Source organism: Flavobacterium sp. PL002 (assembly GCF_054165825.1).
Genome location: NZ_CM135110.1, coordinates 4418343 through 4444558, shown reverse-complemented (window position 1 = coordinate 4444558; position 26216 = coordinate 4418343). Strand labels below are relative to the sequence as shown.

Annotated in this window: 19 protein-coding genes; 16 read left to right on the top strand and 3 right to left on the bottom strand. The window is 31.7% G+C overall.

Features of this window, described 5'->3' with window-relative positions; translation table 11 throughout:
- Nucleotide 1: 1 nt before the first annotated feature.
- Nucleotides 2–1024 carry a tRNA (adenosine(37)-N6)-threonylcarbamoyltransferase complex transferase subunit TsaD gene (gene tsaD / locus ACVEGE_RS19415; RefSeq protein WP_173856030.1) on the bottom strand — a complete coding sequence of 341 codons (1023 nt, stop codon included), beginning with the start codon at nt 1022–1024 and terminating at the stop codon, nt 2–4.
- Between the two features lie 204 nt (nt 1025–1228).
- On the opposite strand from tsaD, the gene ACVEGE_RS19410 reads away from it, so the two are divergent.
- From ACVEGE_RS19410 to ACVEGE_RS19390, 5 genes are all read left to right on the top strand, one after another.
- A complete protein-coding gene (locus ACVEGE_RS19410) occupies nt 1229–5662 on the top strand; it encodes a translocation/assembly module TamB domain-containing protein (protein WP_192501705.1) in 4434 nt (1477 codons plus the stop codon).
- A 362-nt stretch (nt 5663–6024) separates the two neighbouring features.
- On the top strand, nt 6025–7011 hold the full coding sequence (pfkA, locus tag ACVEGE_RS19405) for a 6-phosphofructokinase (RefSeq protein ID WP_173853518.1): 987 nt from the start codon (nt 6025–6027) through the stop codon (nt 7009–7011).
- Nucleotides 7012–7091: 80 nt separating this feature from the next.
- Nucleotides 7092–8096: a type I glyceraldehyde-3-phosphate dehydrogenase gene (gene gap / locus ACVEGE_RS19400; protein WP_192501706.1), complete on the top strand. Its 1005-nt coding sequence runs from the start codon at nt 7092–7094 to the stop codon at nt 8094–8096.
- Between the two features lie 134 nt (nt 8097–8230).
- The gene (locus ACVEGE_RS19395) at nt 8231–9082 is read left to right on the top strand and encodes an N-acetylglucosamine kinase (protein ID WP_173853516.1); all 852 of its coding nucleotides are present in this window, start codon (nt 8231–8233) and stop codon (nt 9080–9082) included.
- A gap of 8 nt (nt 9083–9090) precedes the next feature.
- A complete protein-coding gene (locus ACVEGE_RS19390; protein ID WP_173853537.1) occupies nt 9091–9465 on the top strand; it encodes a methylglyoxal synthase in 375 nt (124 codons plus the stop codon).
- On the opposite strand, the gene ACVEGE_RS19385 is transcribed toward ACVEGE_RS19390, so the two are convergent.
- Together ACVEGE_RS19385 and ACVEGE_RS19380 are read right to left on the bottom strand one after the other, a co-directional pair.
- Entirely contained in the window at nt 9446–9826 is a 381-nt protein-coding gene (locus ACVEGE_RS19385) for a RidA family protein (RefSeq protein WP_192501707.1), read from the bottom strand. The genes ACVEGE_RS19390 and ACVEGE_RS19385 overlap by 20 nt on opposite strands.
- Before the next feature lie 81 nt (nt 9827–9907).
- Nucleotides 9908–12655, bottom strand: coding sequence for a putative LPS assembly protein LptD (locus ACVEGE_RS19380; RefSeq protein ID WP_192501708.1), 2748 nt, complete (start codon nt 12653–12655; stop codon nt 9908–9910).
- A gap of 79 nt (nt 12656–12734) precedes the next feature.
- Here ACVEGE_RS19380 and ACVEGE_RS19375 point away from each other — a divergent pair, with 79 nt between their 5' ends.
- The 11 genes from ACVEGE_RS19375 (at nt 12735) to ACVEGE_RS19325 (ending at nt 26182) form a co-directional block, all read left to right on the top strand.
- Nucleotides 12735–13790 carry an N-acetylmuramoyl-L-alanine amidase family protein gene (locus tag ACVEGE_RS19375; RefSeq protein WP_192501709.1) on the top strand — a complete coding sequence of 352 codons (1056 nt, stop codon included), beginning with the start codon at nt 12735–12737 and terminating at the stop codon, nt 13788–13790.
- Nucleotides 13791–13866: 76 nt separating this feature from the next.
- A complete protein-coding gene (locus ACVEGE_RS19370) occupies nt 13867–15027 on the top strand; it encodes an N-acetylmuramoyl-L-alanine amidase family protein (protein WP_225738174.1) in 1161 nt (386 codons plus the stop codon).
- Nucleotides 15028–15075: 48 nt separating this feature from the next.
- Nucleotides 15076–16032: an MlaD family protein gene (locus ACVEGE_RS19365; RefSeq protein ID WP_173853512.1), complete on the top strand. Its 957-nt coding sequence runs from the start codon at nt 15076–15078 to the stop codon at nt 16030–16032.
- Nucleotides 16033–16047: 15 nt separating this feature from the next.
- The gene (locus ACVEGE_RS19360; RefSeq protein WP_192501710.1) at nt 16048–17385 is read left to right on the top strand and encodes a (Fe-S)-binding protein; all 1338 of its coding nucleotides are present in this window, start codon (nt 16048–16050) and stop codon (nt 17383–17385) included.
- Between the two features lie 70 nt (nt 17386–17455).
- Entirely contained in the window at nt 17456–18247 is a 792-nt protein-coding gene (locus ACVEGE_RS19355) for a (Fe-S)-binding protein (RefSeq protein WP_173853510.1), read from the top strand.
- A 2-nt stretch (nt 18248–18249) separates the two neighbouring features.
- On the top strand, nt 18250–18858 hold the full coding sequence (locus ACVEGE_RS19350) for a hypothetical protein (protein ID WP_192501711.1): 609 nt from the start codon (nt 18250–18252) through the stop codon (nt 18856–18858).
- 29 nt (nt 18859–18887) lie between these two features.
- A complete protein-coding gene (locus ACVEGE_RS19345) occupies nt 18888–19370 on the top strand; it encodes an ABC transporter ATPase (RefSeq protein WP_173856035.1) in 483 nt (160 codons plus the stop codon).
- 20 nt (nt 19371–19390) lie between these two features.
- Entirely contained in the window at nt 19391–22405 is a 3015-nt protein-coding gene (locus ACVEGE_RS19340) for a glycoside hydrolase family 3 N-terminal domain-containing protein (RefSeq protein WP_192501712.1), read from the top strand.
- Nucleotides 22406–22865: 460 nt separating this feature from the next.
- Nucleotides 22866–23759 carry an IS1595 family transposase gene (locus ACVEGE_RS19335; protein ID WP_192501064.1) on the top strand — a complete coding sequence of 298 codons (894 nt, stop codon included), beginning with the start codon at nt 22866–22868 and terminating at the stop codon, nt 23757–23759.
- Nucleotides 23750–23917: a hypothetical protein gene (locus ACVEGE_RS19330; protein ID WP_458008604.1), complete on the top strand. Its 168-nt coding sequence runs from the start codon at nt 23750–23752 to the stop codon at nt 23915–23917. Before ACVEGE_RS19335 ends, ACVEGE_RS19330 begins: the two co-directional genes overlap by 10 nt.
- A gap of 261 nt (nt 23918–24178) precedes the next feature.
- On the top strand, nt 24179–26182 hold the full coding sequence (locus ACVEGE_RS19325) for a heavy metal translocating P-type ATPase (RefSeq protein ID WP_192501758.1): 2004 nt from the start codon (nt 24179–24181) through the stop codon (nt 26180–26182).
- Nucleotides 26183–26216 lie beyond the last annotated feature (34 nt).

The following is a 26216-nucleotide window of genomic DNA, read 5'->3' as shown; positions in this document are numbered from 1 at the left end:
TTTAAAATTGTATGCGTGCTTTTGAGACTACTGCGGCAGTTTCAAATTTTTGTGATAAGTACTTTTGATAACCTACAATCCCAATCATTGCAGCATTATCTGTGGTGTATTCAAATTTGGGTACAAATGTTTTCCATCCGTATTTTCCTTCTGCTTCTTGCAAAGTTTTTCGAATTCCTGAATTTGCAGATACACCACCACCAATAGCGATTTGCGTAATTCCTGTTTCTTTAACGGCAAGTTTTAATTTATCCATCAATATTTCAATAATAGTGTATTGAATTGAGGCACAAATATCATTAATGTTTTCTGTAACAAAATCAGGATTTTCTATTTTTTGCTTTTGGATAAAATATAAAATAGCTGTTTTAAGTCCTGAAAAACTAAAATCTAATCCAGGCACTTTTGGTTTAGTAAATTTATATGCTTTAGGATTACCTGATTGTGCATTTTTATCTACTAGAGGTCCTCCAGGGTAGGGAAGTCCTAATATTTTAGCGCTTTTATCAAAAGCTTCTCCTACCGCATCATCAGTAGTCTCGCCTATTATTGTCATAGTAAAAAAGTCTTCTACTTTGACAATTTGTGTGTGACCACCACTTATGGTAAGTGCTAAAAAAGGAAAAGTGGGTTTGTCAAAGCCTTCTTCGTCAATAAAATGTGCTAAAATATGCGCATGCATGTGGTTGACAGAAATCAACGGAATATTTAATGCTAAAGCCAATGATTTAGCAAACGAGCTTCCTACTAATAACGATCCCATTAATCCTGGACCTTGAGTAAAAGCTATAGCTGAGAGCTGATCTTTTGTAATGTTTGCTTTTTTTAATGCGGCATCAATTACAGGTACAATATTTTGTTGGTGCGCACGTGATGCTAACTCAGGAACTACACCTCCATATTGAGTGTGAATTAGCTGATTAGCAACAACATTCGACAGTACTTTGTCATTTTCTAAGACTGCTGCGGCAGTGTCATCACAAGAACTTTCGATGGCAAGAATAAAAACCTTGGAATTTTGCATAAAAAGGCACGAATTTTGGATTATATTTGACGAACCGAATTTTAATTTATTTATTTTTACGGCGCAGCCAAAATTAAAGAATTTTTATCAAAGGCACCGCCATTTCTTGGGCAAAATCAAATTTTAGAAAAAATAAAACAATATACTAGTATCAAAAAATTTATTAAAATAATTTTTCGCCTTTTTCTTGGGATAATTATTCTATTGCTATTAGCAGCGATAGCATTGTCTGTGCCTTATGTACAAACAAAAATAGCACAGTATTTTACTAAAAGTATCAATGATGATTTTGGTACTAAAATCGCTATTGACGGCGTGAGAGTTTCAGTTTTTGGCGGTGTGAAATTTAAGAATGTAATGATTAGAGATGATCATAATGATACATTGATTTTTACAAAGATCTTAAACACGAATATTTTAGAAGGTAAAAAAATACTAGAAGGGGATTTAATTTTTGGAGATATACGCTTAGAAGGGTTGGTTTTTAATTTAAAAACGTACAAAAATGAAAAGGATACCAATTTTGATCGTTTCTTAAACGCTTTCGATTCCGGTAAACCTTCAACTAGAAAATTTTTACTAAAAACAAATAGTGCTACAATCACTGATGGTCATTTTTTATTAACTGATGAAAATAGAGCTATTCCTAAAGATGTTGATTTTACAAAATTGAATATCAAATTAAGTGATTTTTTAATTTATGGTCCTGCTGTAAATACTAAAATCAATAAGATGTCTTTTCTTGATCACCGCGGATTGTATGTTAGTGATTTAAGTGCTGACTTTAGTTATACCAAGAAAAATATAAAGTTAGAAACTCTTAAGTTAGTTACTAAAGAATCTACTCTAGAAGGGGATGTGGTTTTAAGTTATAAAATAGCTGATTTTGCTAATTTCAATGATAAGGTAAAATTTGATGTGAAATTAAAGTCAGCTCATTTAGCTACAAATGACATTAGGCATTTTTATAATGAACTTGGTAAGAATCAGTTTTTTGATGTAACAGGAAGGATAAAAGGCCCTTTAAATAATTTAGATGTAAATAATTTAAAATTAGTTGATTCTAAAAACACTAAAATTGAAGGTAGAATTAATTTTAAAAACCTTTTTGGAAAAGCAAACCAACCATTTTATATGAATGGTGATTTTAAAAAAGTAAGTAGTAGTTATGATAATCTGGCTACTATACTTCCTAATGTGTTAGGAAAAAGACTTCCTGATGAATTAAAAAAATTAGGTTATTTTACTATTATAGGAAACGCACAAGTGAGTAAGACTTTCTTGAATGCTGATTTTACACTGGATTCTGATCTAGGTAATGTTCAGTCGGTTTTTAGTATGAAGCAAATTGATTTTATAGATAAGGCATCTTATGTAGGTAATGTTGTTTTGAATGATTTTGATTTAGGAACCTTGCTTAATCGTGAAGATTTAGGCTTAATCAGTATGAATATTGATGTTGATGGAGTGGGTTTTACTGAGAAGTATTTAAATACTGCTTTAAAAGGGGATATCACAAAAATAGATTTTAGAAAATATACTTATACTAATGTAGTTGTCAACGGAAATTTTAAAGCTCCTAATTATAAAGGGCAAATATCTGTAAATGATCCTAATTTAAGCATGAATTTTGATGGTTTATTAGATCTTCGAAATAAAGAAAACAAATATGACTTTCATATTAATGTTGAAAATTCGGATTTATTCAAATTAAAACTAGTTCAAGATACTACGGCAATTTTTAAAGGAGATGTTGTTGTTCAAGTAACTGGGAATACTATTGAAAACCTCCAAGGAAACGTTTATATCAAAAAAACATCCTATCAAAATTCTAAAGACACCTATGTTTTTAATGATTTTAATGTCTTCTCAAGTTTTGATAAGGATAGAATACGTACTATTACGGTTAACTCCCCAGATATTGTTGAAGGAGAAATTATAGGAAAATTTCAGTTTAGCCAATTGGGTAATTTGGTCAAAAACTCATTGGGTAGTTTGTACACAAATTTTAAACCAAACAAAGTCAATAAAGGACAGTTCTTGAAATTTAACTTCACTATTTACAATAAAATTATTGAGATATTTTATCCTGAAATGTCAATTGCGACTAATACGGTAGTAAAAGGGAATATTAAGTCAGATATCCAAGAGTTTAAGCTTAATTTTAATTCGCCTCAAATTCTAGTTGCAAAAAACACTTTTGATAATATAAGAGTTGCTATTGATAATAAAAATCCGCTATACAATGCGTATGTTGAACTAGATAGTATAAAGACTGAATATTATAAAATTAGAGACTTTAGTTTGATCAATGTTACCATGAAGGATACTTTGTTTTTCAGGTCAGAATTTAAAGGAGGTTCAAAAGGGGAAGATTATTTCAATCTGAATTTATACCATACTATAAATAAAGACAATAATAACGTGGTAGGAATTAGTAAGTCTGAAATGAAATTCAAGGATTATTTATGGTATTTGAATGAAGAAGATGCACCTAATAACCAAATCGTTTTTGACAAATCATTTAAAAACTTCAATATTGACGATATTATTTTGTCACATGAAGAGCAAGCAATTTCTTTAAAAGGAACGATAAAAGACAATATAAATAAAGACTTAAATCTTAGTTTTAAAGATGTCGATTTATTTAAGATTACTCCAGCAAGCAGTAAGTTTGTTTTTAATGGGAATATAAATGGTGAAATTAATTTTAAACAAAATAATGATGTTTATAAGCCCACAGCCTCGTTAATTATTGACCATTTAAATATTAATAAAACTGATTTAGGAGATTTAAATTTTAATATTGAAGGAGATAAAAATTTACAAAAGTTTACTATAAATTCGTTTATAAGGAATGAAAATTTAGAGTCCCTAAGTGCTAACGGTAATTTTGAAATTGTAGGTAAGGAAACACAGCTGGATTTAAAAGTTGCATTGGCTAAATTTAATTTAGGTATTCTTAGCTCTTTAGGAGGTGATGTGCTTTCTAATATTAGGGGTCTTGTGACGGGAAATGCTACTATTGGAGGCAATTTAAAAAAACCAAAAATTAATGGACGATTGTTTGTGGATAATGCAGGTCTTACAATTCCGTATTTAAACATTGACTATCAACTTAGCGATCGATCGATTGTAGATTTAGTCGATGAGAAATTTTTATTTAGAAATAATACTTTAACGGATACTAAGTATGATACAAAAGGGTATTTGAACGGAAGTGTTGAGCATAATAATTTTGGTGATTGGAAACTGGATTTAGGAATCAATACTAATAGGTTAGTCGTATTAGATACAAAAGATAAAGATGACGCTGCTTATTATGGTACTGCATTTATCGATGGTACGGCATCTATAAAAGGTCCTGTCAATAGCTTGTTTATTAAAGTTGCAGCAAAATCAGAAAAAGGGACGGTAGTAAAAATACCTATTAATGACGCAGAGAGCGTTAGTGATAATGCCTTTATACACTTTTTGACTCCAAAAGAAAAACGCAATATTAAGTTGGGTATTGTCGAGAATACAAAAAAATATGGTGGATTAGAATTAGAGTTTGATTTAGATATCACACCAGAAGCCGAGGTAGAAGTTATTTTAGATAGAAATTCTGGTCACGGAATGAAAGGAAAAGGATACGGAACATTATTATTTAAAATAAATACGCTAGGTAAATTTAATATGTGGGGAGATTTCCAGCCTTATGAAGGTTCTTATAATTTTAAATATGGTGGGTTCATAGATAAAAAGTTTGATGTAAAAAAAGGTGGGTCAATTTCTTGGGAAGGTAACCCTATGCGTGCACAACTTAATCTAGAAGCTGTTTATAAAACGAATGCGAATCCAGCAGTTTTATTAGATAACTCCTCTTTTAATAGAAAAGTTCCTGTAGAAGTGGTTATAGGTATACGTGGGGATTTAGCAAGTCCGGAACCCGACTTTAATATTGAGTTCCCTACCGTTAGTAATGTTCTAAAATCAGAGATTCAATATAAATTGAATGATAAAGATGTGAGACAAACACAAGCGTTGTACTTACTTTCTTCGGGGGGATTTTTAAGTCCAGAAGGAGTTAGCCAGTCTGATTTTTCAGGAAGTTTGTTTGAAACCGCTTCAGGATTGTTAGGAGGAATTATACAATCAGACAGTGAGAAGTTCAAAGTAGGGTTAAATTATACTCCTGCAGATAAAAGACTTGGAAAAGAAACAGATGGTCGTGTGATTGCGACAATTACTTCAAAAGTTAATGAAAGAATTACAATTAATGGTAAAATAGGGGTGCCTATAGGAGGTGTAAATGAGTCTGCTGTGGTGGGAGATTTAGAATTGCAATACCGTGTTAATGAAGACGGAACTTTAAATTTACGCCTTTTCAATAGAGAAAATGATATTAATTATATAGGAGAAGGAATTGGTTATACACAAGGTGCAGGTATTTCTTATGAGGTAGATTTTGATACTTTTAAAGAGTTGATGAATAAATTTTCTAAAAAATACAAAATAGGAACAGCTCCTAAATATGAAAATGAATTTCAAGATTCGACTATATCTCCAGAATACATCAATTTTGAGAAACCAAAAGAGCCTAAGAAACCGCAAACTGAAAAAAATAAAGAAGCAGTAATCCCAGAGGAATATTAATAACAACTATTTTTTTCTTTAAATTATTAGATATAAAAAGCTAAGCTAATTCTATATATGAATTAGTTTGGCTTTTTTTTGGGTTAAGCATGATGGATTTGCTTTCGATAAATATAATTTAATGACAGCTTAAATGACTAATTGTTATTTGTGTCGAAAATTAGGTATAATTGCTTATTTATAATTAATTGTTAATGAATAATTCAATATTTTAATTAATGTTAAAAAATACCGTCTTTTTTTTGGTTTTTCGAAAACTTATTAACGAAAACGTTTGAATTTATAATAGTTCATGAATTAATTAATTACATCATGTTTTAAGTGCTTTATGTTTGTTAAATTTACGCTTAAATACTATTATAATGCCAAAAACAATAAAAAAAGTAGGAGTGTTAACATCAGGAGGAGATTCTCCAGGGATGAATGCTGCCATTCGAGCAGTTGTTCGAACTTGTGCTTACCACAACATTGAGTGTATAGGGATTTATAGAGGTTATCAAGGAATGATTGAAGGAGACTTCAAAGAAATGGGACCTCGAACGGTTAATAATATCGTAAATAAAGGAGGAACAGTACTAAAATCTGCTCGTTCGCTTGAATTTAAAACTCCAGAAGGAAGAAAAAAAGCGCATGCTAATCTTATAAAAGCAGGAATTGATGCTTTAGTAGTTATTGGAGGAGACGGAACTTTTACGGGAGGACTGTTATTCAATACAGAATTTAATTTTCCAGTAATGGGAATTCCAGGAACAATTGATAATGATATTTTTGGGACCAGTCATACTTTAGGATATGATACCGCACTAAATACAGTTGTAGATGTAATTGATAAAATTAGAGATACGGCGAGTTCACATAACCGATTGTTTTTTGTAGAAGTTATGGGAAGAGATGCAGGTCACATTGCCTTAAATGCAGGTATTGGTGCTGGAGCAGAGGAGATTCTTATTCCAGAAGAAAATTTAGGTTTAGAGCGTTTATTAGAATCTTTACAAAAAAGTAAAGCTTCGGGTAAATCATCAAGTATTGTAGTAATTGCTGAAGGAGACAAAATTGGTAAAAACGTATTTGAATTAAAAGATTACGTTGAAGCTAATTTACCTGAATATGATGTTAGAGTATCTGTACTTGGACACATGCAACGTGGTGGTTCTCCATCATGTTTTGATAGAGTATTAGCGAGTAGACTAGGTGTAAAAGCGGTTGAGTCGTTAATTGATGGGAAATCAAACTACATGGTTGGGCTGCAAAATGACAAAGTAAATCTTACACCACTTGAACAAGCAATCAAAGGTAAATCAGAGATTGATAGAGAGTTATTACGTGTGTCAGAGATCATGTCAACCTAAAAGATATTGAAGTTTAGAATGAAAATGCTAGACTTTTAAAAAAGTTAAACAAGAACTAGAAATAACAAAAATTAAAAAAAATGTCAAAAGTAAAATTAGGAATAAACGGTTTTGGAAGAATTGGAAGAATTGTATTTAGAGAATCTTTCAATAAAGACAATATTGAGGTAGTTGCAATTAATGACTTATTAGATGTAGACCACTTAGCTTACTTATTGAAATACGATTCAGTTCACGGTAGATTTAATGGTACTGTAGAAGTAAAAGAGGGACAACTTTTTGTAAACGGAAAAAACATTCGAGTTACAGCAGAAAGAGAGCCAGCTAAATTAAAATGGGATGCAGTAGGAGTAGATGTTGTTGCTGAATGTACTGGTTTCTTTACAACTAAAGATACTGCAAACGCACACGTTGCTGGTGGAGCAAAAAAAGTAATTATTTCTGCACCTTCTTCTGATGCGCCAATGTTTGTAATGGGAGTGAACCATGAAGAAGCAAAAGCTTCTGATTTAGTAGTTTCTAACGCATCTTGTACTACTAACTGTTTAGCGCCTTTAGCTAAAGTTATCAATGATAATTTTGGTATTGTTGAAGCGTTAATGACTACAGTTCATGCTACAACTTCAACTCAAATGACTACTGATGGACCGTCTAAAAAAGACTGGAGAGGTGGACGTGCTGCTTCATGTAACATCATACCATCATCTACAGGTGCTGCAAAAGCAGTTGGAAAAGTAATTCCAGAATTAAATGGAAAACTTACTGGTATGGCTTTCCGTGTTCCTACAACAGATGTTTCTGCAGTGGATTTAACAGTTAAAGTTGCTAAAGAAACTTCTTATGAGGAAATAATGGCAGTTTTGAAAAAAGCTTCTGAAACTACAATGAAAGGTATCTTAGGATTTACTGAAGACCTTGTTGTATCTCAAGATTTTGTTGGTGATTCAAGAACATCAATCATTGATGCTAATGCTGGAATTGGATTAAATTCTACTTTCTTCAAAATCATTTCTTGGTATGATAACGAATATGGTTATTCAAGTAAATTAATTGACTTAGCGGTACATATTTCTTCATTGAAATAATTACATATATTTTAAAAATCCCGCCAAATTATTTTTTGGCGGGATTTTCTTTTTTATTTTTAAATTGTACAAAATAATAGCTTACTTTTAAAAGTGAATTGGTACAATGATAACCAAAACTTAAACCGATAGAAATGAAATTAATAGTTGATAGTGGTTCTACTAAAGCGGATTGGATTGCAATAGATGATCAAGGAAAAATATTGTTTACAACTCAAACTTTAGGATTAAATCCTGAAATTCTAAATAGTGATCAAATTGTAGAACGTTTAAATGATCGTTTTGATATTTTACAGAATAAAAAAAATGCAACTCATTTATTTTTCTATGGTGCAGGTTGTGGTACTGAAAAAATGAAAGTAACGCTTCGCAAAGCTTTTCAAGAATATTTTACAAATGCCATAATCTCTGTTGAAGAGGATACTTATGCTGCAGTTTATGCAACGACTCCAAAAGGAGAAGAAGCGATTGTCTCTATTTTAGGAACAGGGTCAAACTGTAGTTATTTTGACGGTAAAGAATTGCATCAAAAAGTACAATCATTAGGCTATATTGTTATGGATGATTGTAGCGGAAACGTTCTTGGAAAAGAATTAATTCGAAAATATTACTTTAATAAAATGCCAAAAGAGCTTGCTGTTGAATTTGAAAAAGAATACAATGTTGAGCCTGATTTTATCAAAAGTAAATTATATAAAGAAGCTAATCCTAATGCTTATTTAGCAACTTTTGCTAAATTTTTAATTCAGCATAAAGACCATGAATTCTGTAAAAAAATTATTTTTAAAGGGATGAAGTCTTTTGTTAAAAATTACATCAAGCAGTTTGATAATTGTAAAGAGGTTCCTGTACATTTTGTAGGGTCAATCGCTTTTTATTTAAAAGACGAATTACAACAAACATTTGATAAATATGAATTACAATTAGGAAACGTTTTAAGAAGACCAATTGATGGTTTGATTGCTTATCACGTTGCAAATAAATAATGAAAGCTATGGAAATTGCTATTATAGCACACGACGGTAAAAAAGCAGATATGGTTCAGTTTTTAAACAAAAACACGGCGATATTACAACATGAAAAAATTAAATTAATAGCTACGGGTACCACTGGAAGTAAGGCAGAAAATGCTGGATTTAAAGTAAAGAAAATGCTTTCTGGACCTCTAGGAGGTGATGCTCAAATTGCAGCTAGAGTTGCTGAGGGTAAGACTAAAATGGTATTGTTTTTTAAAGACCCTTTAGCAAGTCATGCTCATGAAGTAGACATAAACATGTTGCTTCGTGTATGTGATGTTCACAATGTGCCTATCGCCACAAACGAAGCAACTGCTCAGTTATTATTGAAAGCTATAGGATTGCAATCATAGAAATTTCAACATTTACATTCTTTGGTAAACAAGCCACTTGAACCGTTTCACGTGCTGGAGCGGTTTTTTCGTTAAAATAAGTCGCATAAACGGTATTTATTTTAGCAAAATCATTCATATCCATAATGAATATTGTTGTTTTTACAACATCTTCAAATGTCATTCCTGCAGCGTCTAATACTGCTTTCATGTTTTGCATTACTTGTTCTGTTTCTACTTCAATAGAGCTTGTTTCTAATGCTCCTGTTGCAGGATTTATAGCAATTTGTCCTGAAGTATACAGCGTGTTTCCTTTTAAAACTGCTTGGTTGTAAGGTCCTATTGGAGCAGGTGCTTTGTCTGTAAAGATTATTTTTTTCATAATGTATTTTTTATTTAGCTTGTAATAACTTTTATTTCGAATTATACTAAGCAGTTAAAATTAATGAATCTAAAATTTCTTTTAACGCGTAGAACTACTTCTTTTATCCCATTTAATATCACTTAAAACACCAGATTTGATTCCGATGAAGAACCCCCAGTTAGCGTTAGTTCCAAAAGGTGTCCAGTTAAAATCCATTCTCCAGCTTAATAAATCTCTTTCAAAACGTAATTGTGTGTAGGTAACTCCTTTTTGAACAAAATCATAACCAGTAGAGATTCCTGCTTTCCATTTAGGAGTTAAGTCGGCATTTGCAGATATCATAATAGAGTTTCCAGTGATTTCTCTTTGTCGGTTACTATTGCTATAGGTTAAGGAGTAGGCAAACGTCATGTCCCAAGGTAATTTAGATCTAAAAAACTCTGATATTTTGTCTTCACCATCATCATCATCGTCAAATTGACTAACAGAACTGTTATTTTGAACAGTATTTCTTCCAAATAAATCATCTTCTCGACCACCATTTCTTTCTGTTTGGTCGTTCTTTTTGTCTTTGTTTTTATCTTTTTCTTTGCTAGAAATAGAATAGTTTAAAGTCATGTTTGCACTTGTCATTCTAAACAAACTACCTCCGTTATTGATATTGAATGTGTTGATGCGATTACCTGAATTATCAATTGCGTAAGGGTCTAATGTCGTTCCAAAATTCACGTTCATTTTGTCTTTAAAAAGTTGTGTACCACCGCTGATTCGTACAGGTGCCCATGCTAAAGTTGTTTCACCGTCAGCATCAGCGTTGTAACTTGTAGAGAAGTTTAAGTTATTTAATAGCATCACTTTCTTGGGTTCTACTTTTGTACTGTCGCTATCAGTTACTTTGGCTTCAAATGTATTGCTTAAATCAAATCCTACAATATTAGAATTTGTTAAACCAGGCGAACCATATATTCCGTTTTCAAAACGCGTATACTGTTTGTTGATTGTTCCACTAGCATCAGAAGCGTAAGTGTCGTAGTATTTTTCGAAACTTGGCGTATAGCTATAAGAAACTGATGGGCGCATAACGTGTCTAATAGATTTTATTCTCTTGTTATCACCAAAATTAAACGTACCATATACCGTTGTTCCAAGACTTGAAGAAAAGTTGTACGTACGGTATGCATCAAATCCATTTACGTCTTTATCTACTACCGCACTTTGATCAACATCATAACTTCGGCTAATAGTTTTAGCATACCAAACCTCTTCATAATTTACGCTAGTGGTAGCACTAAAATATTTAAAAAGTTTAAAGTTAGTACTCAACGGAATACTGTGTTGCATCCCTATTTTAGCATCTCTAAACATTTGAGGTTTAAAGAATAGCGAATCTGTAGTAGTGATACTGTTTTTTCCGTTTAAGTTATATTGTAAGTTGATGTTTTTGAAAAAACCTTTTTTAACACCATCTTTCCCAACAAAAGGATAGATACGGTCTACACTTAATTGTAGGGTTGGTAAAGTCATATTAATAACTTCTGTTTGTGTGTTTTGTGAGTGAGTTGCTGATAGGGACATCCTAACTTGCGGCACTGTTGTAAAAGTTTTTGAATAAGAAACAGAAGAACTCAAAGTATTGTTTAGGTTGGACCCTACGTTAGCTTGATTTATAGATTGCTGGAAATATTTACTACTTCCAAGATTCACAGAGGCTGAGAAACTAGAATTTGGATTGGCTTTTGAATCTCTAGAGTGTGACCATTGTAAATTATAGATTTTTTGTTTTGCATAATCAGGATATCCTCTTTCGCTGGTAATTAGATTTTCATACCTGAAATTCACATTTCCTCTATAGCGATATATTTTTGCATAAGACGACTCAAGGCGTAGTCCATAACTTCCGTTAGTATAGTAATCTCCTAGAGCAGTAAGATCATAATTATCGCTTAAAGCAAAATAATAACCTCCATTTTGCAATGAAAATCCTCTTGTATTTGAATCATTATAACTAGGCAGAATAATTCCTGAAACACTAGTTTCTTTGCTCATAGGGAAATAAGCAAATGGAAGTGCGATAGGTGTAGGTACATCAGCAATTACCATATTGGTTAAACCAGTAATAACTTTTTTTCCAGGAATAAATTTTACTTTATTGGTTTGAAAATAGTACTCTGGATTTTCGATATTTTTTGAAGTAGTAAAGCGCGCTCCTTTTAAAAAGTAAACCGAATCATTTTCTTTTTTAGTTATAGCAGCTTTTATTCTAAAATCTCCTTGATCTGATCTAGAATTCCATATTAAGGCCTTTTTAGATTTAAAGTTAAATCTAATAGAATCTGGCTGTACTTCATTTGCTCCTTGTTTAAAGCTTGGGTATTGTGTGTATTTACCTGTAGAATCTTTTAAACGTCCTGCATAAACCTCATTTTTATCATAATCTAAAACAATGATACCTGATTTTAATTCGACATCTTGGTAATAAAGTTCCGCTTTATCGTATAAGGTGATTGTTTTTTTCTTTTGATCAATACGGGCATATTTATCTGCCTTGTATTTTACTTTACCATCTAAGAAATCTTTTGTTGCTTTAATGGTATCTTTTTTTACAATAGTATCTGTTACTTTCTTTGGTTCAAGAATAGTTTTTGAATCATTTATCGGTACTATTAATGGTTTTTCTACTGGTGTTTTAGCAGGAATAACGGTTGATTTTTTCTGAATTTCTTGAGCGTATAGATTATTGCATCCTAAAGTTAGGAAAAATGATACTAAAACGATATTAAATAAGTTTGTCTGCAAAGGTATAAATGCTATTTTTGTAAAATTATGGCCTGTTTTTTGAAGTGTCAAACTTACAGATTATTTTTTGTCAAAAATAATCAAATAAAAAAATTAAGTACTAACGTTCCAGTAAAATTAACTTTAACATATGAAAATCAATTATTATAGTTTTTTTTTGATGACATTCATTGTATTATTCAATATAAATGCGTTGTTCTCTCAAAATGATCAAAATTTCACAATAATACTTGATGCCGGACATGGTGGGAAGGACCCTGGAAACTCATATCACGGCTATACTGAAAAAGATATTGCTCTAAAAACGACGTTGAAGGTAGGTGCTTTTCTAGAAAAGTTGCCTGATTTTAAAGTTATTTACACGCGAACTAGTGATGTTTTTATAGAATTGGCGAATCGACCAAAAATTGCCAATAAAGCAAATGCCAATCTTTTTGTTTCAATCCATTGTAATTCGGTTAAAAATTTCCAGCCTTACGGCACTGAAACTTTTGTTATGGGATTGTCTCGAACAGATTTAAATCTTGAAGTAGCTAAAAGCGAAAACTCGGTTATTTTTTTAGAAGATAATTTTAAAGAGAAATACCAAGGTTTTGATCCTAATAAACCCGAATCTTTAATTGGCTTGACCATAATGCAAGAAGAGAATTTAAATAACAGTATAATTCTTGCTACAGAGATACAAGATAATTTCACAAATAATTTAAATAGGAATTCTAGAGGTATAAAACAGCAACCATTGTGGGTTCTTGATGCTGTTTATATGCCAAGTGTTTTAATAGAACTTGGTTTTTTATCCAATAAAGAAGAAGGAGAGTATTTAAACTCTGAGTCAGGACAAGACCAGATGGCTTTGCAAATAGCAAATGCAATTGTAGCTTACAAGAAAAAATATTATGGTTCTGCTTACGCAAACAGTACTCCGATGCAAAATAATACTGAAACAGTAAGTGTGACTACAACAGCTAATACAACTACTTATAAGGTACAACTTTTAGCAAGCTCTAAGAACATTCCAATGAATACAAGTAACTTTAAAGGCTTAAGTAAGATAACAAATACTTATGAGAATGAAATATACCGCTATATGTATGGAGAAACAGGAAGTCTTGATGAAGCTAAATTACTGCAGGCAGAAGCAAAGATGGTTGGTTTTTCTGACGCGTTTATTGTCACCTCAAATTAAAATAAAACTCTTACTCAATAGTTTTGAAGTTATTGAGAAGAATAATTAAATTTGTACAAAATAAATAAAATAGATTTTGAAATTGATACATACTAATAGTAATACTTTAAAAAGATTATTATTCCTCACTTTTTTTATAAGCAACCTTTGTTTTGGTCAAATTAATAACTTTAAGGTTACTCTTGATGCAGGACATGGTGCGCATGATTTTGGAGCTACCTATAATGGTCATGTCGAAAAAAATATTGCATTAGCAATAGTGTTAAAAGTGGGTAAACTATTAGAAGCAAACTCTAAAGTAGATGTTACGTATACCAGGAAAACAGATGTATTTATCGATTTGGTTGAAAGAGCTAATATCGCTAATAGAGCTAATGCAAACATATTTGTATCCATACATTGTAATGCTAGTAGAAACACTTCTGCCGATGGTACAGAAACTTATGTAATGGGTATGAATAAAATTGCTTCAAATTTAGAAGCAGCAAAAAAAGAGAACTCGGTTATAACATTAGAAAAAGATTATAAAAGAAAATACGAAGGCTTTGATCCTAATTCGCCAGAAACTATGATTGGTATGACGTTAATGCAAGAAGAATACTTAGGAAATAGTATTTCATTAGCGAGTAAAGTTGAAAATGAATTTGAAAAATTAGGAAAAAAAATACGTGGTGGTGGAGTTAAACAAGCCCCTTTTATGGTTTTACATAAAGCATACATGACGCGTATTTTAATTGAAACAGGATTTATTTCTAATAATACTGAGGGAAATACTTTAGATTCAGAAGAAGGACAAAATGAAATTGCAAAAGCAATCACTGATGCAATTATAAGTTATAAAAATGAATATTATGGTAACGGAACCGTAGAAACATACGAGGCCAGACCAGAAACTAAAGTGATTGAAAAAACGCCAGAAACAACTCCTGCAAAAAGTAGTGCTCCAGCTGAGACCAAAAACACAACAACTAAAACGAGCGATACGAATGTAATTTTTAAAGTGCAACTATCAGCAAGTAGTAAAAAAGTTGCATTAGAATCTAAAAATTTTAAAGGCTTAAATACTATTTCTATGGAGAAATCTGGAAATGTTTACAAGTATATGTACGGCGAAACTTCTGATTATAACCAATCTAAGGTGTTGTTAAGTCAAGCAAAAGCAAAAGGCTATTCTTCAGCTTTTTTAATCGCTTTTAAAAACGGAAAAAAAATCAGCATTCAAGAAGCAATTAAATAATAACAAGTTGAATATTTTATATTAAATTTGTTGAAAATACTTTAAATTTTGAAACTAACAAGAGAAATCAAGACGGCAATACTAGTAATTTCGTCAATACTATTATTTATTTGGGGATATAGTTTTTTAAAAGGTCGTGACCTTTTTTCAAGCTATAAAAAATTATATGTTCAATATGAATCTGTTGAAGGGTTAGGGCCATCTGCACCAGTTACTTTAAACGGTTTAATAATTGGTAAGGTAAATGCTATTAGTATTGATCAAAATACAGGAAAGATAATTGTTGAAATGCAAATTAAATCTGATTTTCCTATTTCGCAATCTAGTACAGCAACTATATATGAGCCTGGTCTTATAAATGGTAAGCAAATTGCGATTAACCCAAATTTAACCGATAAAAATCCTGCTAAAGATGGTAGCTATTTATTAGGTGATGTTAAACAAGGACTGACTGATTCTTTAGGTGAAAAACTTGCCCCTATTCAAGTAAAGTTAGAAAAAGTTATGGCTAATGCCGATCAATTGATTACTGGTGTAAATAATATTTTAGATAAAAAAGCACAAGAAGATTTAAGAAAAACTTTAGCTGATTTAAGTCTGACTATGTCACAATTTCATAGAGCTTCTATGAGTTTGAATGGTATATTAGATGATAATAAATCACAAATTAAAGGTGTTGTATCTAATTTTGATAAAATAAGTAAAGACTTTTCTAGTATATCAGACTCTCTTAATAAAGCTGATTTGGGTAAAACAGTTCAAAACTTGAATAACACTTTAGCGAAAGTTGATGGAATTATGAAAAATTTAGAATCAGGTCAAGGTACAATGGGAAAATTACTTAAAGACGATGGTCTCTATAATAATTTATCAAAATCTACTAAAGAATTAGAACTCCTATTACAAGATGTACGCCTTTATCCTACACGTTACATTAACGTTTCTCTTTTTGGAAAAAAGAACAAACCGTATAAAGGAGCAACTGTTAACGATTCAATTAAATAAAACAAACCCCCATTTATGAGCTATTTAGATAATATATTATTTGCCATTTTATTGGTTATTGGATTTGGATATTTTTTTAACAATATTAGAAAAATATACAGAAACGTAAACCTTGGAATCGACATTGATCGAAAAGATAACCCTAGCGAACGTTGGAAAAACATGGCTATGATTGCTCTAGGGCAGTCAAAAATGGTTAAACGTCCTATTGCAGGAATATTACACATTGTTGTTTATTTAGGTTTTGTAATTATTAATATCGAATTACTAGAAATCATCATTGATGGTTTATTTGGTACACATAGAATATTTGCCTTTTTAGGTACGACATATAATGTTTTGATTGCTACATTTGAAATATTGGCTTTTTTAGTATTAGTTGCAGTTACCGTTTTCTGGATTAGAAGAAACGTAATTAAGTTGAAACGTTTTATGAATCCTGAAATGAAAGGGTATCCTAAAAACGATGCTAATTATATTTTATATTTTGAGGTTGTTTTGATGTCTTTATTTTTATTAATGAACGCATCTGATTTGCATTTACAAAACGTTCCAGGTGGTTTTTCTCATTTTATACAAGCAGGATCGTTTCCTATAAGTCAATTTCTTGAGCCTATATTCAACGGAATGTCAAATGAAACGGTTATGCTTTTAACAGAAACTTTCTGGTGGTTGCATATTATTGGGATTTTTGTTTTCATGAATTATTTGTATTTTTCTAAACACTTACATATTTTATTAGCTTTCCCTAATACTTATTTTGCTGATTTGAATCCTTTAGGACAATTTGATAACCTTGAAGCAGTTACTAAAGAGGTGAAAATGATGATGGATCCTAATGCTGATCCTTTTGCAGCAGCGCCAGCACCAGCTGAAGGAGAAGTTCCTGCAAAGTTTGGAGCTAGTGATGTTCAAGATTTAAATTGGGTACAATTATTAAACGCTTACACTTGTACAGAATGTGGTCGTTGTACATCGTCATGTCCTGCTAATCAAACCGGAAAAAAACTTTCTCCGCGTAAGATTATGATGGACACTCGTGATAGATTAGAAGAAGTAGGTAAAAATATTGATGCTAATAAAGGAATTTTTATTCCAGATAATAAGACTTTACTAAACGATTATATAACTCCTGAAGAGCTGTGGGCATGTACATCATGTAATGCTTGTGTAGAGGAATGTCCTGTAAATATTAGTCCGTTGTCTATTATCATGGACATGCGTCGTTACCTTGTAATGGAGCAAAGTGCTGCGCCAATGCCATTAAATGCTATGATGACCAATATCGAAAATAATGGAGCACCATGGCAATACAACCAACAAGACCGTTTGAACTGGAAAGACGAAAATTAATTTCAGAGTTCAATTTTTTATCAAATTTTACAATAACTGGTTAGTTGAATAACCAAAAAATAATTATCAAATGTCAGAAAATTTAATAGTACCAACAATGGCAGAAATGCTAGCTCAAGGAAAACAACCAGAGGTTTTATTTTGGGTAGGTTGTGCAGGAAGTTTTGATGATAGAGCAAAAAAAATCACTAAAGCTTTTGTTCGAATTTTAAACCGTGCTAACGTTCCTTTTGCAGTATTAGGTACTGAAGAAAGTTGTACTGGTGATCCAGCAAAAAGAGCGGGTAATGAGTTTTTATTCCAAATGCAAGCCATGATGAACATTGAAGTTTTGAACGCTTACGAGGCTAAAAAAATAGTTACTGCTTGTCCACATTGTTTCAATACATTAAAAAATGAATATCCTGAATTAGGTGGCCAATACGAAGTAGTTCACCATACTGAATTTTTAAAATCACTTTTAGATGATGGTCGATTAACTATTGAAGGTGGTCAATTTAAAGGAAAGAGAATTACTTTTCATGATCCGTGTTATTTAGGTCGTGCTAATAAAATATACGAAGCTCCAAGAGAATTAATTGAGAAATTGGATGTTGAATTAGTTGAAATGAAACGTTCTAAAGCTAACGGACTTTGTTGTGGAGCTGGTGGTGCTCAAATGTTTAAAGATGCTGAGCCAGGAGACAAGGAAGTAAATGTTTTAAGAACTGAAGATGCTCTTGAAGTTAAACCAGATATTATTGCAGCAGGTTGTCCTTTTTGTAATACAATGATGACTGATGGTGTGAAAAATAAAGAAAAAGAGGGAGATGTAAAAGTAATGGATATTGCAGAACTTATTGCTAATGCTCAAGATTTGTAACAATGAAGAGATTTTTCCTTTTAGTTATTATATTTGTGAATGCTATCTCTTATTCTCAAGATGTTTTGCAAGTAATAGGCAATGAAAGCTGTGAATGTTTAGCCGCTAAAAAATTAGATTATTCTAAATTGAGTAAAGCAGAATTGCAAGCTCAAGTAGGATTATGTATTATTAAAAGTTATACTAATCATATTTCAGAATTTAAAGCTGAAGATAAAGTAAGTTTTGATGATACAGCTGGGATGCGTAAGTTAGGAGAAAATGTAGCTATTAAAATGCTAGTAGCTTGCCCAGAAACACTTATGAAATTAGGTGAAAAAACAATCGAAGAACAAGAAGTTATTGAAGAAGAAACAGCAGATTCTTTTATTGAAGGTGAAGTAACCGAAATAAAAACAGAACAATTCATTTCGCTATTTATAAAAGATAATAACGGTAGAAATTATAATTTCATTTTGTTAGATTATTTTGAAAGTGCTGCTATAATTACAAATAATGAGCTTAAGAAAAAGGATTTTGTAAAAGTGAGCTATACTGAGATAGAACTTTATGATCCAAAGAGTAAAGAATTTAGATATTTTAAAATTATAACAGGATTAGAAAAAAAATAATTTTCTACTCCTTATAAAAATAATACAACATGTACGTACCTTTTGAAGATTTACCGGAAGAGTCCAGAATTTGGATTTACCAATCGAATAGAAAGTTTTCTGATGCTGAATTTTCAGAGATTGAATCAGACTTGAAACTATTTTTAGGAGATTGGGCAGCGCATGGTACAAGTTTAGAATCATCTTACCAACTTAAATACAACCGCTTCATCATTTTAGCAGTAAATCAAGATGTTCAAGCAGCTACGGGATGTTCAATTGATTCTTCGGTAGAATTTATTCAAAGCCTTGAAAAGAAATATAACGTTGATTTATTAGATAAAATGAACGTTACCTTTAAACTGGGCGACCATATTGCACACAAGCCACTAATTGATTTTAAAAAAATGGTTAAAGACAAAGCGGTAACAGCTAATACAATTGTTTTTAATAATTTAATCAATAACGTACAAGAATTTAACGAATCTTGGGAAGTTCCTGCTATGGATAGCTGGCACAGTCGCTTTTTTTAAAATATTATAAAATTTACTTAATGAAAAATAAAGACATTAGAATTCTATTTCTGTATGTCTTATTTTTTTTTGTAGCAAGTTGTGCTACCCAGAAAAAAGATAAGGCTATTGTTAAATTAATTCACACACCTACTACAATTGCTCCTGTTGTGGAAGATTTTGTTATCGATAATTCCCTTGATGATGTTACCATTCAAGAACCTATCAATTTATTTTCAGACAGAAAAATTTGGGTTGACAGTGTTTACAACAACATGACTTTTGACGAAAAATTAGGTCAACTTTTTATGGTTGCTGCATATTCTAATAAAGGAACACCACACAATTATGCCATAGAGAGTTTAATTGCTAACCAGAAAATAGGAGGGTTAATTTTCTTTCAAGGAGGTCCGGTACGTCAAGCTAATTTAACTAATAACTACCAATCCAAATCAAAAATCCCTTTGTTTATAGGTAATGATGCAGAGTGGGGATTGAGTATGCGTCTGGATTCTACTTATACGTATCCTTGGAATATGACTTTGGGAGCTATTCAAGATATGAAACTTATTGAAAAATTAGGAAACCAGATGGGCGCACAAAGCAAACGTTTGGGATTGCAATTTAACTTTGGTCCTGTTTTAGATATTAATACAAACCCAAAGAATCCTATTATTGGTTTTCGCTCTTTTGGTGAAGATAAATACAATGTTGCAAAACGTGCTGTTGCATTAATGAAAGGGTTGCAAAATCAAAATATTTTCGCAACAGGAAAACATTTTCCAGGTCATGGCGACACTGAAACTGATTCTCATAAAGGCTTACCTACAGTAAATTTCTCTAAAGAACGTCTGGAAGATGTAGAGTTTTATCCGTATAGAGAAATGTTCAAACACGGACTTTCTTCTGTAATGGTGGCGCATTTAAATGTACCTAGTTTAGAATCGAGATCTAATTATCCATCTTCGATTTCGTACAATGTAGTGACTAATATTCTAAAAAAAGAGCTGGGTTTTAAAGGGTTAATTTTTACAGATGCTTTGAATATGAAAGCTGCTAGCAATTATAAAAAACCAGGCGAAATTGACTTAGATGCTTTTCTCGCAGGAAATGATATTTTGTTGTTTCCAGAAGATGTGCCGTTAGGAATTCAAACTTTGGCGAAAGCCTATGAAGAGAATTTATTTACCGAAAAAAGATTAGAATACTCTGTGAAGAAAATTTTGAAGTACAAGTATTTCGCTGGTCTGAATAAATTTAAACCTATTGAAACTAATAATTTAGTTGCTGATTTAAATGATGCTAAAAATGATGCTTTACAATATGAATTGTATGAAAATGCACTAACAGTTTTAAAAAACCAAGAAGGTATTTTACCAATTCAGAATTTAGAAAAGCAAAAAATTGCCTATGTGAAAATAGGAGATGCTTCTAATACTAGTTTTGTTAATACACTTAAAAAATATGCTGAAGTAACTGAGGTTTCTGATAGCAATTTAGATAGTTTACAATCAAAACTAAATCAATATACTACAGTTATTGTAGGGTATCATAAATTAGATTCTCCATGGAAGAGTTATCGCTTTGATGGCAATCAACTCGCTAAATTAGATTTTATTGCTAAAAATAATAAAACGATAGTTGCGGTTTTTGCAAATCCTTATGCGTTATTAGATGTAAAAGATTTTAGCGGAATTGAAGGACTTGTAGTTTCTTATCAAAATAGTACTATTGCACAAGAAGTTACTGCAGAACTTGTTTTTGGGGCTATTGCTGCCAAAGGAAAATTGCCTGTTTCTATTAATGAGGATTTCAAAACCAACGATGGTTTGGCTACAACCAAATTGAATATTTTAGGCTTTACGGCTCCAGGGAATGTGGGAATGAATCCAAAAATCCTTGATAAAATTGAAGCTGTAGCAAAAAAAGCAATTGATGGAAAAATGACCCCTGGGATGCAAATTTTAGTTGCTAGAAAAGGGAAAGTTATTTATCAAAAGGCGTTTGGAAATTTTACTTATGGAGTTTCTCCAATGGTTGCTGATACTACGATGTATGATGTTGCTTCTCTAACTAAGATCTTATCTACGTTGCCAAATGCAATGTTAGCGTACGATAAAAAGCAAATTAATATGGAAACTACTTTAGGCGAGATGTTGCCTATTTTTAAAAGTACAGATAAGCAGGATATTCCTTTTAAAGATTTATTATCGCATTATGCAAGATTAAAAGCATGGGTTCCGTTTTACAAAGCTACAATTGATAGTAAAGGAAATCCATTGAGTGCGTATTATCGAAAAACAACTGAAGAAAATTTCACGACTAAAGTTGCGGATGATCTTTTTTTACGAAATGATTACCACGATACAATTATGAAAATAATTGCTGATAGTAAGCTGATGCCTGTAAAGAAATACCGTTATAGTGATTTTACTTTTATTATTTTAAAAGAATACCTTGAAAAGTTAACTGGAGAATCGCTGGATTCTTTAAGTAGAACTAATTTTTTTAAACCGCTTGGTGCAAATTATACGATGTATAATCCGTTACAGAGAAAGAGTAAAAATGGAATTGCGCCTACTGAAATAGATACTTATTACCGCCACCAATTATTACAAGGTTATGTACATGATATGGGAGCAGCCATGGAAGGTGGAGTAGGAGGCCATGCTGGAATATTCTCTAATAGTATGGACGTTGCTAAAATGATGCAGTTGTTTCTACAAAAAGGAAATTACGGCGGGCGTCAGTATTTCTCTGAAAAAACATTTGATGATTTTAATACCTGCTATTTTTGTGCCGAAGGTAATAGACGCGGTGTAGGATTTGATAAACCACAATTAGGAGCTAGCGGTCCAACTTGTGGATGCGCCTCTATGACTAGTTTTGGTCATACTGGATTTACGGGAACAATGGCATGGGCCGATCCTGAAACAGAAATTGTTTATGTGTTTTTATCAAATAGAACGTACCCTGATGCTGGTCCAAACAAACTTTCTAGAGAAAACATTAGAGAAGATATTCAAGAGATTATTTATGAGGCTATCCAGTATTAACTAACTACTATTGTTATTGTCTCTTGTTTGCGTTGTGCATATTTTAATAAGATATTCGTTTTTCATTTGCTGGAGAATTTCTTGTAAAAAAAAACTATCAGGATAATAAATATTTTGATGTAGTTATTAGTATAGATAAAAGGAAATAAACCTATATTTCTAATGTTTCTAGGTTGTTTATCCCTTGCCAATTTGGTCTCAGGTTTTATTACCCTATGTTAATATTATAATTTAGAAGCAAGTTACAGTAAATTACAAAATTGCTTATGCAGCTATTGTAATTTTGCTTTTTGAAGTATTATCGCAGTCAGATACATTTAGTCTCAAACGTTCATGGAAAAGATTTAGGAACGATTTCATTGGAGCAAGAAGTAGATTTTGAATAGACAAATCAATCTAATAAATATTTTGAGGTAAGTAGATAATTTCATATCTTAGAGATCAATAAAACAAGGGAAACATGGATTTATTTACAGGGCAAAACCTTTTAGAGTTCGCTGAACGGTTTAAAACAGATGAACACTGCAAAGAATATTTAGCAAATTATAAATGGGAACGAGGATTTATTTGTTTAAAATGTAAGCATACAAAGAGTCAAATCCGCAAAGATTTTTCCAGAACTTGTAATATCTGCAGCCATACAGAAACCGCGGCGGCAAACACTTTATTTCATAAGGTTAAGTTTGGTTTACGCAAAGCCTTTTTTATATGTTTTGAGATGTCAACCACCACTAAAAGTTTATCTGCCAGTTACATGGGAGTTCGCTATGGAGTTACAGAAAAAACAGCACGTTTATTTATGCACAAAATTAGAGAAGCGATGAAATCTAGTGAGAATCATCCAATGGACGGAACTGTTCATGTTGATGAATTCGTTATTGGAGGAAAGGAAAAAGGTAAAGTAGGCAGGAGTTATGATAGCAAGAAAAAAAAGGTTGTAACAGCAGTGGAACTAACAGATGAAGGAAAAATTAAAAGAATGTATGCCTTGAAAATTGATAATTATTCAGCCAAAGAATTAGAGACAATATTTGAAAAGCACATTAATAAAAATGCAAAAATAACCACAGATAAATGGAAAGGTTATCGTCCTTTATTTGGAGATTATAATATCACACAAATAGAAAGCAACAAAGGGATGAATTTTATGGCATTGCACACAATGATTCATCAAGTAAAATCATGGATTAGAACAACATATTCATCGGTAAGTGACTTTAATATAAACAGGTATCTTGATGAATTTTGTTATCGAATTAACCGTTCTCAAAGCAAAGACACAATATTCAACAATTTGATAGTAAGAATGGTCGAGTCAGAAAAAATATATCAATCTAAAATTATATGTTCGTAACTACTGACCTCAATAAATCTTTTTCTGTTGAAAGTAAAACCATTGCCGTCCATGCCAAAATAAATCAATCAGACACTAAATATCTGATTTCAGAAATGTATATTTCTGTAAATTTAAATGTTGATAATAAAACCGTACCAGCACTACCTGAAAGGTAATTTTAAATGTTGTGATAATTTTTTATCTTTTTAAAACAGTATAAATAATTCCATGAACGACTGATATGAGAAATATTAAGGTGAAAATCATTATACTATTCCGCAAGATCTAGTTATTGTTCTTAAAGTGGCGTTTTATTTATTATCAGCAATAAAATCAGGAAGAAGTCACAATCATTAATTTTTTTTCTATTTTTAAGGAGAGTTTGCTTAATTAACCAAAGTCTTCTTAAAATTTAAAGCATAAAAAGAGAATCAAACATGAAAATTTTAGATAAAAAACAACATTCTTGCTGCTCAGATGATCAACCCATACAATCAAAAGACAATTCAAAACAAAAGCATCATCATGAAGAGCATGATGGTCACAGTGGTCATGACCATAATCATGATATAGGGGGTCAAACTCTATGGCAACTTTTTTTGCCAGCAATGATAAGTTTTATTTTGTTAGCAGTTGCTTTAGTATTTGATCATTTCAGGACACAGACTTGGTTTACAAATTGGATACGAATAGTTTGGTATGTGGCAGCTTATATTCCAGTTGGGATTCCAGTTTTGAAAGAATCATTTGAAAGTGCCCGTAAAGGTGATTTTTTTTCCGAATTTTTATTGATGAGTATTGCCACCATTGGAGCATTTACTATAGGCGAATATCCTGAAGGTGTAGCTGTAATGTTATTTTACGCTGTGGGCGAAATTTTTCAAGGTATGGCTGTACAACGTGCTAAAAAAGATATCAAGAGTTTGCTTGATCAACGTCCAGATGAAGTGACTATTTTAGAAAATGACAAAGCCAAAAAGATAAAAGCAACTGCCGTAGAAATAGGCGCTATAATACAACTAAAAGCGGGAGAGAAACTGGGATTAGATGGTGAATTATTATCAAATTTAGCTTCGTTTAATACGGCTGCATTAACAGGTGAGAGCGTACCAGAGACAATAAAGAAAGGCAATATTGTCTTGGCTGGAATGATTAACATGAACACTGTTGCAGAAGTACGAGTAACCACTGCTTATGAGGATAGTAAACTTTCTAAGATATTAGAAATGGTTCAAGATGCAACTTCAAAAAAGGCTCCAACGGAATTATTTATTAGAAAATTTGCTAATATTTATACCCCTATTGTTGTTTTCTTAGCAATAGGAATTTGTTTATTACCAATGTTATTTGTCGGTAATTATGTTTTTGAAGAATGGTTGTATAGAGCGCTTGTTTTCTTAGTGATTTCGTGTCCTTGTGCTTTAGTGATTTCAATTCCGCTCGGGTATTTTGGGGGAATAGGAGCGGCTAGTAAAAACGGAATCTTATTTAAAGGAAGTAACTTTCTGGATTTAATGGCAGGCATTCAAAATGTTGTAATGGATAAAACAGGAACGCTTACGCAAGGTGTCTTTAAAGTTCAAGACATTGTTTTTGACCCAGAATTTGACGAAAACGAAATTTTACAAATGGTAAACGTTTTAGAAAGTCAAAGTTCGCATCCTATTGCTACTGCCATTAAAGAAAAAGTAGGAGAGATTGATTCATCTATTGTATTAGAAAATGTTGAAGAAATTCCTGGTCATGGTTTAAAAGCACTCATTAATGGTAAAGCGTTATTGGTAGGTAATTTTAAACTTATGCAAAAATTTTATATAAATCATAATATTGCTCATGAAAAGATCATTTATACATTAATCGCCATAGCTTATGATAATAAATTTGTAGGCTATATCACTATTGCTGATATTATTAAAGAAGATGCTTCTATTGCTATAAATAAGTTAAAAACGCTAGGAATCAAAGTTACAATGTTGAGCGGTGATAAGGAAAATGTTGTACAAGACGTGGCTGGAAAATTAAAAATTTTGCGTGCCTATGGAGGCTTGTTACCTGAAGATAAAGTTGCAAAAGTAAATGAAATTTTGGCTAAAAATGAAACTGTTGCTTTTGTAGGTGATGGTGTAAATGATGCGCCAGTTGTTGCATTAAGTACCGTAGGAATTGCAATGGGTGGTTTGGGTAGTGATGCTACAATTGAAACTGCAGATGTTGTTATTCAAGATGACAAACCTAGTAAAATTGCAACAGCAATTACTATTGCAAAGCAAACTAAAAAAATTGTTTGGCAAAATATAACTTTAGCTTTTGTAGTTAAAGCTGCTGTTTTAATTCTAGGAGCCGGCGGTCTAGCAACAATGTGGGAAGCTGTTTTTGCAGATGTTGGTGTAGCGCTTCTAGCAATATTGAATGCGGTACGTATTCAAAGAATGAAATTTTAAGAAGGTAAATAAACGTTAAAAACGAGAAGTAATA

Coding starts and splice junctions, on each gene's coding strand:
- tsaD (WP_173856030.1), bottom strand. CDS start 1,024: ATGCAAAATTCCAAGGTTTTTATTCTTGCCATCGAAAGTTCTTGTGAT.
- pfkA (WP_173853518.1), top strand. CDS start 6,025: ATGCCAAAAACAATAAAAAAAGTAGGAGTGTTAACATCAGGAGGAGAT.
- gap (WP_192501706.1), top strand. CDS start 7,092: ATGTCAAAAGTAAAATTAGGAATAAACGGTTTTGGAAGAATTGGAAGA.
- ACVEGE_RS19395 (WP_173853516.1), top strand. CDS start 8,231: ATGAAATTAATAGTTGATAGTGGTTCTACTAAAGCGGATTGGATTGCA.
- ACVEGE_RS19390 (WP_173853537.1), top strand. CDS start 9,091: ATGGAAATTGCTATTATAGCACACGACGGTAAAAAAGCAGATATGGTT.
- ACVEGE_RS19385 (WP_192501707.1), bottom strand. CDS start 9,826: ATGAAAAAAATAATCTTTACAGACAAAGCACCTGCTCCAATAGGACCT.
- ACVEGE_RS19375 (WP_192501709.1), top strand. CDS start 12,735: ATGAAAATCAATTATTATAGTTTTTTTTTGATGACATTCATTGTATTA.
- ACVEGE_RS19360 (WP_192501710.1), top strand. CDS start 16,048: ATGAGCTATTTAGATAATATATTATTTGCCATTTTATTGGTTATTGGA.
- ACVEGE_RS19355 (WP_173853510.1), top strand. CDS start 17,456: ATGTCAGAAAATTTAATAGTACCAACAATGGCAGAAATGCTAGCTCAA.
- ACVEGE_RS19350 (WP_192501711.1), top strand. CDS start 18,250: ATGAAGAGATTTTTCCTTTTAGTTATTATATTTGTGAATGCTATCTCT.
- ACVEGE_RS19345 (WP_173856035.1), top strand. CDS start 18,888: ATGTACGTACCTTTTGAAGATTTACCGGAAGAGTCCAGAATTTGGATT.
- ACVEGE_RS19340 (WP_192501712.1), top strand. CDS start 19,391: ATGAAAAATAAAGACATTAGAATTCTATTTCTGTATGTCTTATTTTTT.
- ACVEGE_RS19335 (WP_192501064.1), top strand. CDS start 22,866: ATGGATTTATTTACAGGGCAAAACCTTTTAGAGTTCGCTGAACGGTTT.
- ACVEGE_RS19330 (WP_458008604.1), top strand. CDS start 23,750: ATGTTCGTAACTACTGACCTCAATAAATCTTTTTCTGTTGAAAGTAAA.
- ACVEGE_RS19325 (WP_192501758.1), top strand. CDS start 24,179: ATGAAAATTTTAGATAAAAAACAACATTCTTGCTGCTCAGATGATCAA.